We start from the raw sequence: 15,180 nt of genomic DNA on the forward strand, positions 1-15,180 counted from the left end.
ATATACGGTTCTTTAACCAATACTGTGACTTTAGACGCATACGAGAGGAAATAATTTAAAAAAAACAGCGTATTCCTTTCTATTGAAGAAAAAGAACACGCTGTTTGCTTAGATGAGATCATTAAGCCTGTAAATAATATGTGTAAAGCACCTGTGTACCCTTTTCATCCAGACCGTTCTTGGATATTTCCTGATACAAGGATTCAGCCAGCGCCAGGCCTGGCGTCTTCATACCCATGGCCTGGGCAGATTCGAGAGCGATACCCATGTCTTTGATAAAATGTTTCACATAGAATCCGGGCTCATAATCGCCTGCGATCATGCGCGGGCCGAGATTGCTAAGCGACCAGCTTCCGGCTGCACCCGTAGCGATGCTCTTCAGCACATTCTCCGCGTCCAGACCGGATGTCTTGGCATAAGCAAGTGCCTCGCATACACCCATCATGCCTGAAGCAATGGCGATTTGGTTGCACATTTTGGTGTGCTGTCCTGCTCCCGCCTTGCCTTGCAGCACAATATTGGTACCCATCTGCTCGAACAACGGACGAACCGCTTCAAAAGCCTCCGAACTACCGCCAACCATAATGGACAGTTTGGCATCCCGCGCTCCAATATCTCCACCGGAAACGGGTGCATCCAATGCATGCAGTCCTTTCGCTTCTGCGGCTTCATAGATCCGTGCAGCCAGCAGCGGGCTGGATGTGGTCATATCAATCAGATACGAGCCCGGTTTGGCGTTCGCCACAAGACCCTCTTCACCAAGATAAATCTCCTCAACATCCTTCGGATACCCCACCATCGTGATGATGACATCACACTCGGCTGCCAGTTTGCCTGGTGTGTCATGCCATACAGCACCTTCCTTCACGAGCGCTTCCGCTTTGGCTGCCGTGCGCGTGTAGACATGCAGCGGATAGCCTGCCTGCTGGATGTGCCCTGCCATGCTTTTGCCCATCACACCTGTACCAATAAAGCCAACTTTCGTCTCTCCAGGTGCCTTCGTCGTATTTGTCATCGTAGGTTTCCTCCTTATTTCTCTCTGTTTCGTATGGAGCTTGTCTTCTAAACTTGCTATATCTGTATGTTAATGCTTTCTGTCTCTTCCGTCTATCTTGATTCATCTTCTATTGTTCAAAAAGATAAAAGAGGAATCGAAAATCCATTTCCTGTACAACCTAACGGAAACTTCCTCGTTCGGAAAGGAGGATTCCCATGGGTCGTGAAAAGGGTGAAATCACGATTTGGCTTTCCTTTTCCATTATTTTATTGAGTGCCGGGCTCGTATGTCATGTTCTGTCCATTCCGGCAATTCTGGATCAGGCAGGCAGAGACGGCTGGTTATCTGTACTGGCTGCTGCACCTTTATTTATGTTATTTCTTTGTATGATGTTCATTATCATCAGGCGGGTACAGGGACAGCGGATAACCGATTGGATTACCCGCGAATTCGGCATAGTGCCTTCGTGGATTTTTCGGATTACTGCATCGCTGCTGCTGCTCAGTCTGGGAACACATACGTTATATGAAACAACCAATTGGACGGTGTCCACCTATCTGCAATTCACCCCACCCTATGTGCTCGCAGGAGCCGGTGCATTGGTTGCTGCCTGGGCTGCCGCCAAAGGCATACGTTCCATTGCCATGACTTCAAGCATTCTGCTTCCCTTCGTCATCCTGCTCGGATATTTTGTTATGTCAGCCAACATGAAATACAAGGACTACGGACAACTTTTCCCGATAATGGAATATGGTGTGGGTCCTGTCCTGAAAGGCATGATCTATTCCCTTGCCGGACTGATGGAGATATGGATATTGATGCTGTTCCAACATGATGTCAAAAGCAAAATTCGCTGGTGGCATCTCCTTTTGCTGGGACTCTTCATGTTCAGTATGGCAGTCGGGCCTACGCTCGGAGCCATTGTTGAGTTTGGTCCGGAGGAAGCCGCAAAACAACGAAATAGCCCCTACGAGCAATGGAAGCTGGTCAACATTGGGAAGCTGCTTCAGCACGTGGATTTCCTTTCCATATATCAATGGCTAAGCGGTTCTTTTGCCAGAGTGGCTATCTCCATTTATCTGATCGTGGATCTGCTTGATTTTCGCAGGCCCAAAAAGAGGTATATTGCCATTTTAACGGTCACCTTTATCATGTGCTTCGTAGCTGTTCAGTGGTGGAGGATTGATTACGTTGATTATTATGTAAGCCATATTCAGTTTCCCGTCATGCTGGCTTATGTATCCATAATCACCATCCTGTTGACCCTGGCTGCACTCATTCACAAAAAAGACAAGGAGGCTCCAACCCATGCCGATCAAAACAGCACCCAGGAAGAACCCTCATCCGGCTGAGCCATTCCGAATCAATGAGCATAATTTGACGACGTTTTTCGCAGGTTCAGACGATGTTATTATCAGCAGTCACATGATCGGGGATTCTTCCCAACAGATTGTTGTTCTATATTGCAGTGGCATGATAGATAGCAAATCCATATATGATATTATTCTTCCCGAATTGACGCGAACCTACGAGAGTACCCACTTTGTTCGGACATCTGATATCGAAAAGTCCGTTACGCTTCAATGGACCCGTATGGATCTGGAGAATGAAGCAATGGGGACGGAGCTCATGGCATTGCGGGTATTTGAAGGACATATGCTCATCTGCATCCCTTCTCTTCAGACGATGTGGAGCATGGATATATCCAACATTCCGACCCGGACACCGGAAGAATCCACTACGGAGGTATCCATCCGTGGAGCGCGAGATGGATTTATCGAACGGTTGTCCGTCAATATTGCCTTGATTCGTACACGTCTGCGTACAGCCGAATTAGCCTGTAATATTGAATTAATCGGCTCTCGCTCCATGACCAAAGTCGCCCTGATGTACATCAAGAACATAGCCAATCCCGAGTTAATTGATGATGTCAAGAATCGACTGCGCAAAATCGATATAGAGCGAATCATGACAGCCAATGAATTGGAAGAATTGCTGTCCCCTTCGAAAATTACACTGTTTCCGGTAACCCATTATACCGGCAGACCCGATTTTGCCTCCGAATGTCTTCTGAACGGCCGGTTCATTCTCATCGTGGATGGCAACCCCAGCGTTATCATTGGTCCCGTGAATCTGTTTCTGCTCCTCAAGTCCCCTGAGGATGCCAGCTTCCCGTTCCTTCCGGTGAATGTCGGTCGCATGCTGCGCTTTATTGGATTAATGGTGACCGTATTTCTGCCTGGATTCTATATCGCGCTGACTTCGTTTCACATGGATCAGCTGCCTTTCCCGCTTGTAGCCACCATCTCGGTCGGACGTATGGGGCTGCCGATGGAATCGGGTGTGGAGATGTTTCTTATCATGCTTCTCATGGAGCTGTTCAGGGAAGCCGGTGTGCGACTTCCCAGTGCCATTGGTCAGACACTGACCGTCGTTGGCGGTTTAATTATCGGGGATTCAGCCATCCGGGCGGGTATGGTTTCCCCGCTCATGATTGTTGTCATTGCCGTCACCGTCGTTGCCGGCGCAACCATCGTGAATCAGGTCATGACCAGTTCTGTTCTGATCCTGCGCTTTTTCTGTTTTGTACTGGGGGCATCCCTCGGCATATACGGTTTCATTCTGTCCATTATTCTGTTCCTGATCTATCTGACCGACCTGAAATCGTTCGGGATTCCTTATCTGACACCGCTCAGTCCGCTTCATTTCAAACAGGCTCTGGCCTCCTTGTTCAAGCTGCCGAAAGGCGGGATGAAACGCAGACCCGTCTATCTTGAAACGCAGAAGCCACGCAAAGAAGGTAATGAGCGATGAAGCGGCTCATGCGCCGATGGTTAGTAGGCATGCTGAGCCTCTCTCTTGGTTTGGTGACCAGCGGGTGTTGGAGTGCCTATGAGATTCAACAGGTGGACTATGCCAAAGCGATCGGGATTGATTACAAAGACGGGATATATCACATGTATGTTCAGACTATGGACTTTGCCAGTGTAGCCAAGAGTGACAGTTCAACCAAAACTGCAGATACCCCGCCGGTATGGGTTGGACATGCAACAGGAAAAACATTGAATCTGGCGGTAAACGAACTGTTTCGAAGTTCCCAGCTCCATATCGCCTGGGGTCATGTAACGGCCATTGTCATGGCGGAAAGTGTGCTGACCAGCAATCACATCAAGGATGTGTTCGATATGCTGGGTCGCTTCCCTGAATCGCGTTATACAACCTGGGTGTACGGCACGCGTGAACCGCTGGAAAATATTCTGAGTGCCACGTCCATATACAATATGTCTCCACTGGACAGCATTCTTCATAATCCACTACCTTCGTTTTTGGAGGAGTCCCTGTTTCCTCCTGTGCTCAGTTTCAAGCTCATTTCCACCCATAACAACGCGTCCACGACAACCTATCTGCCTTGTATTACCCTGAACAAGGAGCATTGGTCGCAGAACAAAAAGAATCATGAACTGTTTATGATTGACGGCGCATTTTTTGAAAGGACCGGGGTTAATTTTGAATATTTGCCCCACAGCAAGATTCCAGGATACCACTGGTTACTCAAGGATATGCGGCGTGCTCCATTAATTATTGAGGATGAAGGAACCACCTATGGGGTGCTGAGTGTAGGCCTGCCTAATATCAAGATTGAACCTGTCGTTCAAGGGAATGAGGTCCGTTTCAACATTGATGCCAAGTACCTCACAGCCTTGTATGAGTATCTCACTCCTATTTCCTATGATGAGATGGTCCAATTTAGCGAGAAGACGTTAAAGGATCAAATCATGCAAACGTATCGCGAAGGTCTGCAACGTGGGGTCGATATTTATGGGCTTCAGGAAAAGCTCTATCGTAAAAATCCAAAGCTTTGGCGCAAGCTGTCCAACAACGGCTCAAAGATGATCCTAACGGAGGATTCCATTCAGAAGCTGAATATTCATATTACGATTCCATATACGGGTAAATTCCGTAGGAAAGTGTAGTCATAACACATCCCCTGCCGTATGAAACGGACAAGGGGATGGTTTGGTTGGAACTGTGATTATTTTCCACGGGGGGTTGAGACGTTACAGAGTATACATAGCATTCATATGATTTCTAATCTTCGTTGTCCAGTGTTGAGTATATCGTGTTGCCAGCGTTATCGAGTCCTCGGATGTTCATCTGCATTTCCGTTATTGGCTGCTGAATTACGGCGTACCACAATCTCCCTTGATCAGAGGGTTCAAGGATCCCTGCCTCCACTTCCGCAGACGAAGGGTTCGGCTCATAGCGGATAAGTAATTGAACTATGTCCGGATTGTGGATATATCCGTATACAATATAACTCGTGTTGTCATTAGAATACGGGTATCCTGCCAGATGATAAGATATTGGCCCATCCTTATTGTCCTGAAGGACACTTCCTGATTTAATTACTTCAGACGACCACTTCCTAATCTGGATCAAGGCAGAAGCAATACCCTCACTTTGAGCGTTCTGATATAAAACCAGGTGAGTTCTTGAATCGACGGGTGCTACCACCATCACCTGTTCAGGTTGAATGTTATTTCTGGTTAGTAGGGGGGCGAGCTCTTCTGTCTTGCATGATCGAATCAAGAAGAGAATCCCTGTAAGCACTATAATAAATACCACATAAGCTCCCCGTTTTTGATTACGCGTCATATAATCCTCTTTTCTTTAAAAACCAAATCTTAATCCCAAGTATTCGACGATGATCCACGAAGCTGGCCAAAGTAATGGCACATGAACAACCCAGTAAGGGGCTTTGTATCGCCCGTTCTCATAACTGATGCCACAATAAAAAATTGCAAATAATACACCCAAAGGATAGGAAAAAAGAATTTTCCCCATTAAATCACGGGAAGTATCATATGTATGTGGAGACGGTGCAGCTAAAGACATACCAAGTCCAAAAAGGGCCATAGGCCAAATGAACAACGTAACTCCATATAAAACCAAAAATAATAATAAATAATTGTATAGCTTCTCATTCTTCCTCTTGCTCATATGGCCTCCTGATTGCCTGAACGGAATTGCCTAACGTAAATAACCTCTTATCAGAAGATTTTACAGGATGGATATGGAAATATAAATAGTTTGTTCCTTATTGTTTATTATAATGACCTCCAACACATAGGTTAGGAGGTTCATATAAGATATTAAATTATCCGTATTCACCACTAGGTAGCGGCCGCCTATAAGACTATTTTCTATTCTGCCTATAGTACTCCATAATTCGCATGCGTGTGATCAGTATCAGGGTCTGTGGCAGCAGCACCACAAATATAAATAGCGGCACGATCAGCACCAGATGAGCAGCAAAATTCTCTGCACCAAACGATGGTTTGGGGAGCTCAATGAAGTACCACCAGCACGGGATGGCAACAAGCCAGGTCAGTCCGGTAGAGATGAACATCTCCTTTACTCCGCTCCATAGAAAACAGAACAACGTGACAACTACAATTGGAACAGCCCAGGAATCAAATATGGGCCCCCAGCTCTGGAAAACAAAGATAATGGCAGGATACAAAAGATTGATGGTCCAGCGCCAGATCGGATTGTGGTAGATAAACATAATACCTCCTTGTTCGGCAAAAATTTAATAAGGGGACTGAGCTTTGCGTCGTTCTTCGCGGTCTGTCTCTTCCATTTTCCTTATATATCGTTTTAATTGCTCTTTGTGTGCTTCTAGCTCTGCTAATTTGGATGTAGTCCCTTCAATAATATTTTGATACCTGGATTCAGATTCGATAAAAGGCATTTTGTTTATGCAGAGATAGCCATTACCCACAACATCATTTAAATCGGTCTCCCAGTCGGTTAGTACACTCCATTGGGACGATCAGGCGGTTCAGTTCCCCTATAACCAATAATTACTTGATTGTGGTCCTACTTGTAAAAAACTGTAGCATCAAATCCCGCCCCCCCACCTAGTCTATTACAATAATTTGTATTAAAGTATCTTTAGAGTTTATTTCCATAAAAGGAGAATTAATGCCCTATGAAAATAAAACCAGCAGCTCTGATTTCACTTATTTTTTTATTTTTAATAGGAGGATGTTCAAGTATGTCTACCTCAGATAAGCAAAACATTGTAGAAACAGCTACACCAATAAGTGTTCAGTACATAAAAAAATACTATAATGCGGACTTTATTATAACGAGTCATGATATAGATGCCCCTTCCATCCATTCACGTCTTTATCTCTACGGTCATATAACAGGACATGAGGATGAACGTATAACTGTATCCTATAATTACGATACACAGGAGGTTCTCAGTGTAGAAGGACCTGGTTGGTTTATCGATAGCCGAAATCCAAAAAAGGACATTCCTTCTTCCTGAAAAGCTCTGCAAAGAGACACACCGATAAATCAATATCAACATATTCGAAAACTATGCTTTATGGATTCCATATAGGCCGTTTTTTCCAATCTGATTATAGAGGTGCTTAATTCTGGGGAAGAAATGAAGAGAATAAGCATGATTCTGGATTTTATAGCTCATACTACCTTCAGGAAATGACTGAAGGAGTGACAACATGAGGTTAAATAGTATCATGGCCGTTGGAGCCGTGTTAGCTTGCTCAACACTGTTATGGGGCTGTGGTAATGGGACTGCGAATAATGCATCTCCGCAGCAGAATAACTCGGTCCAATCCGAGAGCTGGAACGATCCCAAACGACTGGAGGCTTCTCACCTGGAGGCACTGGAGCGGATGGAGAAGGATCACATCCATCGCATGGTTTCGCTGAATGCAAGCATGGATGGAGACAAAGTGATGACCACCCTTGAACGGTCGAGCCAGAAGCTCGAGGAAATGAGACCGCTCGCTGAAATGCTGCAACATGAAGGTCACCCAGCCTTGTTACAGCGAATTCAGGATATGTCAGGAGATATTCAGGGCTCCAAACAAGTGGTTGCCGAGATGAAAAACCTACCGCAGGACGGGAAAATCAAGATCCAATCTGAAAACTCCGACTCCCTGCACCACATTAGCAGCTTTCGCGATTACCACCAGTACATTCAGGAGAAAATTCAGACTTTTAACAGAGCTAACTCAGACACACATTAATCTGCATCCAGCTAATCGTATAACAGCGCTCCATACCGATGTATAAACAAAACAATCCGTAGTTAGATGGGAAGGTTATTCCTGTCTAACTATTTTTTTGGTGAAGGGGTTTATTGTAACCTGCTGAGATGCCTGCGATCTTCTCTGTCCGCTTCCTCCATTTTACGGATATATCGCTTTAGTTCCTCTTTATGAGCTTCGAGTTCAGTTAACTTTGGAGATGCCCCTCCATAAAAGACTGCATCTTGCTGCCCATTTCTTATTCCTCCTGTTTAGTCTTTCTATGTAGATGGATTCCTGATACCAACGATTGATTCCTTGTAGTGTTGCTGTCGCGTTATAGGCGATGGGCGTAAAGGACTGACTTTCGCTGGTAGCTATATGTGTCTGAAACATCTGAATCGAAACCTGGACATCATTGGAGAAGCCACTTAAACTTAGCCTCATCTCCCAAGCAGCTTGCGCTAATGCTTCCTGATGAGCGGTCCATCTTGGAGAAATATCGACGGTTTCCCCTGTTCTCCAATCAATTAGCGGGCCTTTCAGATTTCCATTCTCATCAAACTCATATTGATCCATTCTTACGTCGTGAACTAACATCGGTGAGCCTGCGCCCAGAGGCTGAAAAGTACCTTTAACTGCAGCTGAAATGGCATCTGTCTCAATAGTCATTTTGGTAAGCAATTATCGATATTTTATGATATAGCTCATCACTGATGTAATCCTGCATAACCAGCCTCCTAATTCAATGCATTTTTATTCTTATATGTAATCTGGTTTAAATTAAGTGTCTATAGTATATTTATACCATCATATGAAAACCGAGGTGCTATTGATTTGACAAAAAGATTACTTTTCTTTTTAGCCTTGGGATGCATCACATTTGATTGGTACGGCAAGGAGTAATGAAGTGAATATTCCTAATAGAAAATATCTTACATTAGCGTTCTTGTTTATGTGGTTCAGTTTTGCTTTGATCGTATTAAGCGGATGTATGTCGAACGAACAAAAAGAAATTGTAAAAAAAGCGGAAGAAGCCAGTCTTGCTTATTTTAAAGAAAACTACGGGATTGATGTAGATTTTACAAATCATAAATTCATTCCGGCTGACTTATCTCATACGGTATCATTGACGGGATATGTGAAAGGCAACAAAGATCAAGAAATATTCGCTATGGTGGATTATGATACCTATGAAGTCAAAACAGGCTCAGTGCCTGATCATATCAAGCCTCTTAAATAAATCGATCCATCTCTCACTTGGAAGTAAGATATTAGAAGTATTAAATGGAGAGCCTTATGTTGACATAGGCTCTTTAATTATGTAGTAGGTCCATATTCGTTTAGCATTCAATTTTTCTTTTGTTTCAGCATTTCTTTGGGAACAATTGCTGTTTGGACTTCAAACGTATCATAATCAATAAGAATAGAGATTTCCGTTTCTTTGTCCTCTTGGATATGCCCGCTTAGACTAACATTGTGACTAAGATCTTTTGGCATGAACTTATGATCTGTAAACTCAACTTTCGTATTGTATTGATCTATAAAATACTGTTGACCAATTTCTGTGGCCTGGTCAATGATTTTGTCTTGATTGGGCATAGAATTGCATCCTCCAAGGATAAATAATAGAAGTATAGATATCATAGATACACATTTAAGCTTTTTAAAAATATTATTCAGCCCCCTATATATGTGAATTTATTCCAAAGAAGCAGAATCATTATAGTGTATCTTTGGTGTAACGTGTATACAACATCTGAAAAACGAGCAAAAAGTCTTTATCCCTTTTAGGCAGTAGAAGCAGGCTCATTCAAGTACCTAGGCAGTTGTTACCAGAAATAACATCACACTTTTGCGTGTATACGTTAGGAAACAAATTTCGCCTTATCCTAATGAAGTTATGAGGCAGTAACTGTACACATGATTCCTACATACACCACTGCCTTCACTTTACAGTGCTATTCATTCATAGGGATTTACCTCTATTCATTCATGTCTCATTCCACCCACAAGGATACCCATATAAAAATGCTGAATAACACAACTGGCATAAGCGCACCAGTGGCTAACATGATCCAAAGTGCTGCTGGCCTTCTATCTTGGCGGTATGGATCGAGTCTGCGCAGTTGTTCTTTCCGCCATTTCGCAAACTTGAGTTGTCTGATCATATGATTCAACATTTTTTGCCGCTGTTCCCCTTCTTCTACATCCTCCAGTACACGTCGCAACTCATCATATAAGCGCGCCTCTTCCTGCTCATCCACTGTGGTTGTCGTCATCCTAATCCCCTCCCTAACCTAATTAACACGGAAACGCGTCCAAAGTTTGGAATTTTATTGAGAAATGAACGTAAGACTGCTCATGTTCTATAATCATCTTCGCCAACTCCTGATCTGAAGTTATTTCTTAGAGCAGGGCTCTCCTCCGGAGTTCAGGTCAAGCCACATGAGAACAGCAAAAAAGCGGTCCTCTTCCATGACCAGCGTCAAGTCGGAGAACCGCATGTAATGTACCTTTAATACCATTCGTACGTTTAAACATCGCAGGTGTGTTACACCGACTACATTAGCCCACGTTTTCGATCAATTCATTCAGGCATACCGCACCCTGTTCCCGCACATTAACCACAATAATTGGTGTATCCAGCATACCATGCATCCAGGACATATACTCTTCAACCTTACCATTCGGAAGGATCGTCAGAATGACGCCCGCGAATCCCCCACCATGGATGCGACATGCGCCATCACCCAAGTTTCGCAAATAATTCTCTGTCAGCGCCAGCGCGATCCCAATCTCCTGTTCTTTCACCGAACCGCTCTGATACACATTTTGGAGCCACTTCCAGGAAGAGTTCCCGGATGCCGTAATCAGATTCAGGAAATCATCAAAACGCCCTTCACGCAAGGCCTTCACCTGACCGTCTACCCGATTGTTTTCCTCCAAGAAATGCAGCGCACGCAGTACCGCGCGATCCCCTCCAGCCTCACGGACCTGCTTAAGATTGGCATAGATTGCCTCAGCCGTAATTTTCCGAACATACTCACTGCCCAGCGCCTGAGCAACAGCTCTCATCTCATAAGGAACAGCAGCATAATCCTCTGTCAGATCCGCGTGGTTCCCACCTGTGTTCACAATAACGAGAGAGTATCCGTTCTCCTGGAAGTCCCACTTTACAGGCTCAATCACCGGCTGTGCCGAATTTTCAAAATCAATTGCAATCAACCCGCCATAGGCACAAGCCATTTGGTCCAGCAAACCGGACGGTTTGTTCCAATAATGATTCTCCGCGTATTGACCAATCTTCGCCAGGGTTACGACATCCAGCGTACTCTCGTTGTAGAAATGATTCAGAATCGTACAGATCAGCATCTCGAACGATGCCGATGAACTCAGCCCCGACGCCGAGAATACGTTACTGGAGATGTATGCCTGGAAGCCGCCCACCTTATATCCGAACTCCCCGAATCCAGCAGCCATACCCCGAATCAAAGCCGTAGTGCCATCGTCTCCCGCCTTCGGTGCCAAATCCGTGAGATCGATTACATATTTCTGGTCATAACCTTCCGAATAAAAGGTAATTACCGAATTCGTCGTGGGCGCAGCCACCGCAATCGTATCCAGCGTAATACTGCCCGCCAGCACCTTGCCATGATTATGATCCGTATGGTTGCCCCCAATTTCGCTGCGTCCAGCCGCGCTGAACAACTTGCTGCCCTTTTGTACACCAAAGTGCTGTTCAAATGATTCGTTCAACTTCGTGTAACGTGCTGTCTGTTCTTCTAGTTGCTGCTGACCATACATTTGGGCAAGCAGCGCTTGGCCTGAAGTGGATTGGATCAGTTCCAGTGGTTGTGTAATCATTAATAATCCTCCTATGAGTGCGCAGCATTTATTTTTCCATCGTAGTTGATGAACGACTCGTATCGATTCATTTCCGGATTCCTCTCCCATTATCTCAGCTTCGTTTCGGAAAAGGTAGGGTAGAATTGAAAGTTTGTAAGCGTTTTTTAAATCAATTTTTCATTTCATCATTATGGGCTTAACTTCAGTCCACTGCACGTTCGCTTAATTCAGAAAAGGTACAATGCTCTCCTTCAACGAAGCTACCGGCTGTCCCATTAATAGTTCAAGATCTTGAGATGTAGATACGGTATCTATACTGCTTAAAAAAGGGTAGATCCAGTGCTGCACTGACACATCCTCGCTGTGGATGATGGGCTTGCCAGCAAATTCCGTAAGCACCTCTGCCAGATCAGCAAAGGTCCAAATCCTTGGCGCAGCCAGCTCATATATCCTCTGCTCATGGCCTTTCTCTGCAAGCACGTTCGCAATGGCCCGTGCAAGATCGCTGCGTGTAACCGCATTAAACCGCCAATCTCCGGCTGGAGTTTTTAGCACGCCACTTTGTATCGCCTCGTGTAGTCCAAGTACATTCACAAAATCAATATACAGCCCGCTGCACAAAATCGTATACTTCATCCCCGAATCAAATATAACCTTCTCGGTAAGTCTATGCACGCTGCTCGAATCCTTAAGATCAGTCTGCGGAAAAGCAAAGCTAGTATAGAGGATATGTTCAACTCCGGCTTCCCTCGCCGCATGGATTACATTAGTATGTTGAGTTAGCCGTACCGAATCATCGGTATGTGAGCTGGAGATCAGCAGCAGTTTATTCACACCGGTACAAGCTTTCTGGCATGTTTCCGGATTATCATAGTCCATGCTGCGAACCTCTCCACCCTGATCCTTTAAAGCTTTTAAGGTTGAGGACATCCCCAAATTACGGACACCTGCAATAATTTCTGTTGTCGGGATCTTGGTCAGCAGATTTTCAATAATCAGATTGCCTAATTGTCCTGTGGCTCCGGTAATCAGGATCGACATCCTTCTTTTCCCTCCTGTGAATGAATTGCATCAAGTAGTTAAGCTATTAACTAAATGGACAGAGTGATTCATTGGACTACAACACATTCCTCGCTGAACCAATCCTATCCCTTCCCCACATATATTCCGACTCAGAATCGTCTGATCTTAGCTCCGCTTTTGAACTGCATTACGGATTAAGACCTGTTCAGCTTCTGTAATAAAACGATCAACTGATGCTGCTCCTGTTCATCCAATTTGTCCATCTGTCTTGCTACAGCTTCACGGTTTCCCGGCAGATGCCCACTCAATAATGTCCGTCCAGCATCGGTAATGGAAATCAATGTCTTGCGACCATCTCGGGCATGTTCGGCCCTTACAATATAGCCATCACGCTCCAGTGGGGTTAGCAGTAAGCTAATGTTGGCCTTGGTGACACCAATTTTTTCGGCAAGTACTGAAGGAAGCATCGTCCCCCCATCTTTGGCAATCTCTACGAGTATGCGAATCCTTGCTCCATTCAGCCCCTTTGACTGCCAGTATTTTTCCGATACGGCAACCAGATTGGCAGTCGCCTCAACCATTGTGAAAAAGGCTTCATTGGGCCGCGGCGGATGAAGCAAATATTCTTGCAACGCATCTTGTTTAGGATCAATTGGCAGTAAGTTCTCTCCTTGCAGATTATCCATGTGTTTTGTCCTCTCCATTTAGTTAATAGCTTAACTATATAGACGAAGATAACTTACCCCATAGAAAATGTCAAATCATTATTTCTTTATAGTAAGATTAGGATTGCAGTCCATTATATAATAACTTAAATTTATATTGAAAAGGATAAATATGGTTTTATACATGGCGATGTGGAACTACTTTGAATCTGATGGTGGAGGAAACGATGAAGATCAAGTCGAACTATACTAAACTCTTTGGTGCGTTCTCTCTTACTTTCTTGGGTGATGGACTTACGCTCGCTGCGGTTCCATGGCTCATTTCCAATCTTACGAGCGATACTTTATATGCCTCCATAACCATGACGGCACTCCGTTTGCCCTGGCTTCTCTTCAGTCTGCCCGTGGGCGTTCTAATCGACCGATACTCACGCAAACATATGCTGATCGGAGCAGGCTTTACTCGAATGATTCTTCTCCTTGTGCTGACTTTATGTATATGGGGAGGCTGGGTGAGCATTCCTATTCTGGCTCTGTTCATGTTTGGTATCGGACTGAGTAGAGTCGTATTCGACAGCACTGTGCAGACGATCATTCCTCAACTTGTAGATGAAAAACAATTAGAAAAAGCCAATGGGCAGTTCACCGCAGGACAGTTAATCACGAGTGATATTCTGGGCGTTGCTCTGGGAGGGTTCATCATAACCCTGCATATTGTCTTTCCTTTTGCCATAGACGCCGTGACGGCTGTCATTGCTTTGCTTTTTTTAATCAGTTTGAAGGGAAACTTCTATCCAGGGGATACGGAAGCAACCAAGAAGGAAGCTCGCCCAATGAAGAATTGGAAACGGGAGATGTGGTCCGGGATTCAATATGTCTATCATGATCGTTTTCTCCGTGGTTTGGCGATTCTGTCCGTCACGATTACGCTGATGTATTCGATCATTCTCGCCACTCAAATATTTTTTGTACGAGATGTCCTCCAGTTGGCTGCTTTTGCATTCGGCATATTAATCTCCATTGCAACAATCGGCAGCATCGTGGGGAGCCAGGCTGTTGCTTATATGCGTAAGAAATGGAGTACGAAACAATTAATTATTTCATCCATTTTATGTATGGGCATCATCTACGGCGTGGTGGGTTTAACCACGAATGCGTATGTGGTAGGCGCCCTGTATTTCTGTGCTGCATTTTTCATTATCGTCTACAATGTTACACGTTCTTCAATCCTGCAACGTTCCGTACCTAATGAGCTGCTCGGCAGGGTTGGAAGCGTGTTTCGCTTTTTGTCTTTTGGGATTAGTGCCGTTGGTACCTTGCTTGGCGGATTACTGGTGCGAATCAGCGAAACAACATTCGATAGAGTATTTTCGTTACAACTGCCTTACCTTTTGTTAAGCCTGGTCTATATCCTGTCTGGTCTGTTATTCACCTTTAAAATGCAGAATCATTCAGAGAATCAGCGTAACACCCACCATGTGTAGTATTTTATGTCGATAACCCGGAAGACCTGTGAGGGGCTTCCGGAAAATACCCTGCTTATATTTCACAGTGACTCAGTGACACCATGGAATAT

General features: G+C 44.7%; 17 protein-coding genes. 7 read left to right on the plus strand and 10 right to left on the minus strand.

The genetic code is table 11. From position 1 onward, the window contains the following. Positions 1 to 121 precede the first annotated feature (121 nt). Positions 122 to 1,033, minus strand: coding sequence for an NAD(P)-dependent oxidoreductase (locus PPA03S_RS06465; protein WP_281189021.1), 912 nt, complete (start codon positions 1,031 to 1,033; stop codon positions 122 to 124). Between the two features lie 179 nt (positions 1,034 to 1,212). On the opposite strand from PPA03S_RS06465, the gene PPA03S_RS06470 reads away from it, so the two are divergent. From PPA03S_RS06470 to PPA03S_RS06480, 3 genes are read left to right on the plus strand one after another with little or no spacing between them, the layout of a single operon-like run. Beyond that, positions 1,213 to 2,349, plus strand: coding sequence for a GerAB/ArcD/ProY family transporter (locus PPA03S_RS06470; RefSeq protein ID WP_062321024.1), 1,137 nt, complete (start codon positions 1,213 to 1,215; stop codon positions 2,347 to 2,349). Next, complete coding sequence (locus PPA03S_RS06475) at positions 2,306 to 3,811, plus strand: spore germination protein (RefSeq protein ID WP_062321026.1); 1,506 nt, start codon at positions 2,306 to 2,308, stop codon at positions 3,809 to 3,811. Before PPA03S_RS06470 ends, PPA03S_RS06475 begins: the two co-directional genes overlap by 44 nt. Continuing rightward, entirely contained in the window at positions 3,808 to 4,971 is a 1,164-nt protein-coding gene (locus PPA03S_RS06480) for a Ger(x)C family spore germination protein (protein WP_062321029.1), read from the plus strand. Before PPA03S_RS06475 ends, PPA03S_RS06480 begins: the two co-directional genes overlap by 4 nt. A 115-nt stretch (positions 4,972 to 5,086) precedes the next feature. Here the strand turns inward: PPA03S_RS06480 and PPA03S_RS06485 are convergent, their stop codons facing one another. From PPA03S_RS06485 to PPA03S_RS06495, 3 genes are all read right to left on the minus strand, one after another. Further along, a complete protein-coding gene (locus PPA03S_RS06485) occupies positions 5,087 to 5,653 on the minus strand; it encodes a hypothetical protein (RefSeq protein WP_062321030.1) in 567 nt (188 codons plus the stop codon). Between the two features lie 15 nt (positions 5,654 to 5,668). After that, the gene (locus tag PPA03S_RS06490) at positions 5,669 to 5,998 is read right to left on the minus strand and encodes a hypothetical protein (protein ID WP_062321032.1); all 330 of its coding nucleotides are present in this window, start codon (positions 5,996 to 5,998) and stop codon (positions 5,669 to 5,671) included. Positions 5,999 to 6,194: 196 nt separating this feature from the next. After that, on the minus strand, positions 6,195 to 6,566 hold the full coding sequence (locus PPA03S_RS06495; RefSeq protein ID WP_062321034.1) for a hypothetical protein: 372 nt from the start codon (positions 6,564 to 6,566) through the stop codon (positions 6,195 to 6,197). Between the two features lie 426 nt (positions 6,567 to 6,992). Here PPA03S_RS06495 and PPA03S_RS06500 point away from each other — a divergent pair, with 426 nt between their 5' ends. Together PPA03S_RS06500 and PPA03S_RS06505 are read left to right on the plus strand one after the other, a co-directional pair. Beyond that, a complete protein-coding gene (locus tag PPA03S_RS06500; protein WP_062321036.1) occupies positions 6,993 to 7,337 on the plus strand; it encodes a hypothetical protein in 345 nt (114 codons plus the stop codon). A gap of 196 nt (positions 7,338 to 7,533) precedes the next feature. Then, a complete protein-coding gene (locus tag PPA03S_RS06505) occupies positions 7,534 to 8,067 on the plus strand; it encodes a hypothetical protein (protein WP_062321038.1) in 534 nt (177 codons plus the stop codon). Positions 8,068 to 8,271: 204 nt separating this feature from the next. On the opposite strand, the gene PPA03S_RS06510 is transcribed toward PPA03S_RS06505, so the two are convergent. Next, positions 8,272 to 8,739, minus strand: a complete 468-nt coding sequence (locus PPA03S_RS06510) for a hypothetical protein (RefSeq protein WP_062321040.1) — start codon at positions 8,737 to 8,739, stop codon at positions 8,272 to 8,274. A 211-nt stretch (positions 8,740 to 8,950) separates the two neighbouring features. On the opposite strand from PPA03S_RS06510, the gene PPA03S_RS06515 reads away from it, so the two are divergent. Continuing rightward, entirely contained in the window at positions 8,951 to 9,310 is a 360-nt protein-coding gene (locus tag PPA03S_RS06515; protein WP_157283981.1) for a hypothetical protein, read from the plus strand. A 107-nt stretch (positions 9,311 to 9,417) separates the two neighbouring features. Here PPA03S_RS06515 and PPA03S_RS06520 read toward each other — a convergent pair whose 3' ends face one another. From PPA03S_RS06520 to PPA03S_RS06540, 5 genes are all read right to left on the minus strand, one after another. Further along, positions 9,418 to 9,669: a hypothetical protein gene (locus PPA03S_RS06520; protein WP_062321043.1), complete on the minus strand. Its 252-nt coding sequence runs from the start codon at positions 9,667 to 9,669 to the stop codon at positions 9,418 to 9,420. Positions 9,670 to 10,067: 398 nt separating this feature from the next. After that, on the minus strand, positions 10,068 to 10,349 hold the full coding sequence (locus PPA03S_RS06525; RefSeq protein ID WP_062321044.1) for a hypothetical protein: 282 nt from the start codon (positions 10,347 to 10,349) through the stop codon (positions 10,068 to 10,070). A 286-nt stretch (positions 10,350 to 10,635) separates the two neighbouring features. Beyond that, positions 10,636 to 11,934 (minus strand): galactokinase, encoded by a 1,299-nt coding sequence (locus PPA03S_RS06530; RefSeq protein WP_062321045.1) that lies wholly within the window; start codon positions 11,932 to 11,934, stop codon positions 10,636 to 10,638. A 204-nt stretch (positions 11,935 to 12,138) separates the two neighbouring features. Further along, positions 12,139 to 12,957 (minus strand): NmrA family NAD(P)-binding protein, encoded by an 819-nt coding sequence (locus PPA03S_RS06535; protein ID WP_062321046.1) that lies wholly within the window; start codon positions 12,955 to 12,957, stop codon positions 12,139 to 12,141. Between the two features lie 176 nt (positions 12,958 to 13,133). After that, on the minus strand, positions 13,134 to 13,625 hold the full coding sequence (locus PPA03S_RS06540) for a MarR family winged helix-turn-helix transcriptional regulator (protein WP_062321047.1): 492 nt from the start codon (positions 13,623 to 13,625) through the stop codon (positions 13,134 to 13,136). Between the two features lie 206 nt (positions 13,626 to 13,831). Here PPA03S_RS06540 and PPA03S_RS06545 point away from each other — a divergent pair, with 206 nt between their 5' ends. Continuing rightward, positions 13,832 to 15,088, plus strand: coding sequence for an MFS transporter (locus tag PPA03S_RS06545; RefSeq protein ID WP_062321048.1), 1,257 nt, complete (start codon positions 13,832 to 13,834; stop codon positions 15,086 to 15,088). Positions 15,089 to 15,180: the final 92 nt, after the last annotated feature.

The sequence above is a fragment of the Paenibacillus pabuli NBRC 13638 genome (assembly GCF_001514495.1).
In the GTDB taxonomy this organism is placed as follows: domain Bacteria; phylum Bacillota; class Bacilli; order Paenibacillales; family Paenibacillaceae; genus Paenibacillus; species Paenibacillus pabuli.

Bases quoted from the DNA above. Each gene is read 5' to 3' on its own strand.
- PPA03S_RS06470 (WP_062321024.1), top strand. From the start codon at position 1,213: ATGGGTCGTGAAAAGGGTGAAATCACGATTTGGCTTTCCTTTTCCATT.
- PPA03S_RS06475 (WP_062321026.1), top strand. From the start codon at position 2,306: ATGCCGATCAAAACAGCACCCAGGAAGAACCCTCATCCGGCTGAGCCA.
- PPA03S_RS06480 (WP_062321029.1), top strand. From the start codon at position 3,808: ATGAAGCGGCTCATGCGCCGATGGTTAGTAGGCATGCTGAGCCTCTCT.
- PPA03S_RS06485 (WP_062321030.1), bottom strand. From the start codon at position 5,653: ATGACGCGTAATCAAAAACGGGGAGCTTATGTGGTATTTATTATAGTG.
- PPA03S_RS06490 (WP_062321032.1), bottom strand. From the start codon at position 5,998: ATGAGCAAGAGGAAGAATGAGAAGCTATACAATTATTTATTATTATTT.
- PPA03S_RS06495 (WP_062321034.1), bottom strand. From the start codon at position 6,566: ATGTTTATCTACCACAATCCGATCTGGCGCTGGACCATCAATCTTTTG.
- PPA03S_RS06500 (WP_062321036.1), top strand. From the start codon at position 6,993: ATGAAAATAAAACCAGCAGCTCTGATTTCACTTATTTTTTTATTTTTA.
- PPA03S_RS06505 (WP_062321038.1), top strand. From the start codon at position 7,534: ATGAGGTTAAATAGTATCATGGCCGTTGGAGCCGTGTTAGCTTGCTCA.
- PPA03S_RS06510 (WP_062321040.1), bottom strand. From the start codon at position 8,739: ATGACTATTGAGACAGATGCCATTTCAGCTGCAGTTAAAGGTACTTTT.
- PPA03S_RS06520 (WP_062321043.1), bottom strand. From the start codon at position 9,669: ATGCCCAATCAAGACAAAATCATTGACCAGGCCACAGAAATTGGTCAA.
- PPA03S_RS06525 (WP_062321044.1), bottom strand. From the start codon at position 10,349: ATGACGACAACCACAGTGGATGAGCAGGAAGAGGCGCGCTTATATGAT.
- PPA03S_RS06530 (WP_062321045.1), bottom strand. From the start codon at position 11,934: ATGATTACACAACCACTGGAACTGATCCAATCCACTTCAGGCCAAGCG.
- PPA03S_RS06535 (WP_062321046.1), bottom strand. From the start codon at position 12,957: ATGTCGATCCTGATTACCGGAGCCACAGGACAATTAGGCAATCTGATT.
- PPA03S_RS06540 (WP_062321047.1), bottom strand. From the start codon at position 13,625: ATGGATAATCTGCAAGGAGAGAACTTACTGCCAATTGATCCTAAACAA.
- PPA03S_RS06545 (WP_062321048.1), top strand. From the start codon at position 13,832: ATGAAGATCAAGTCGAACTATACTAAACTCTTTGGTGCGTTCTCTCTT.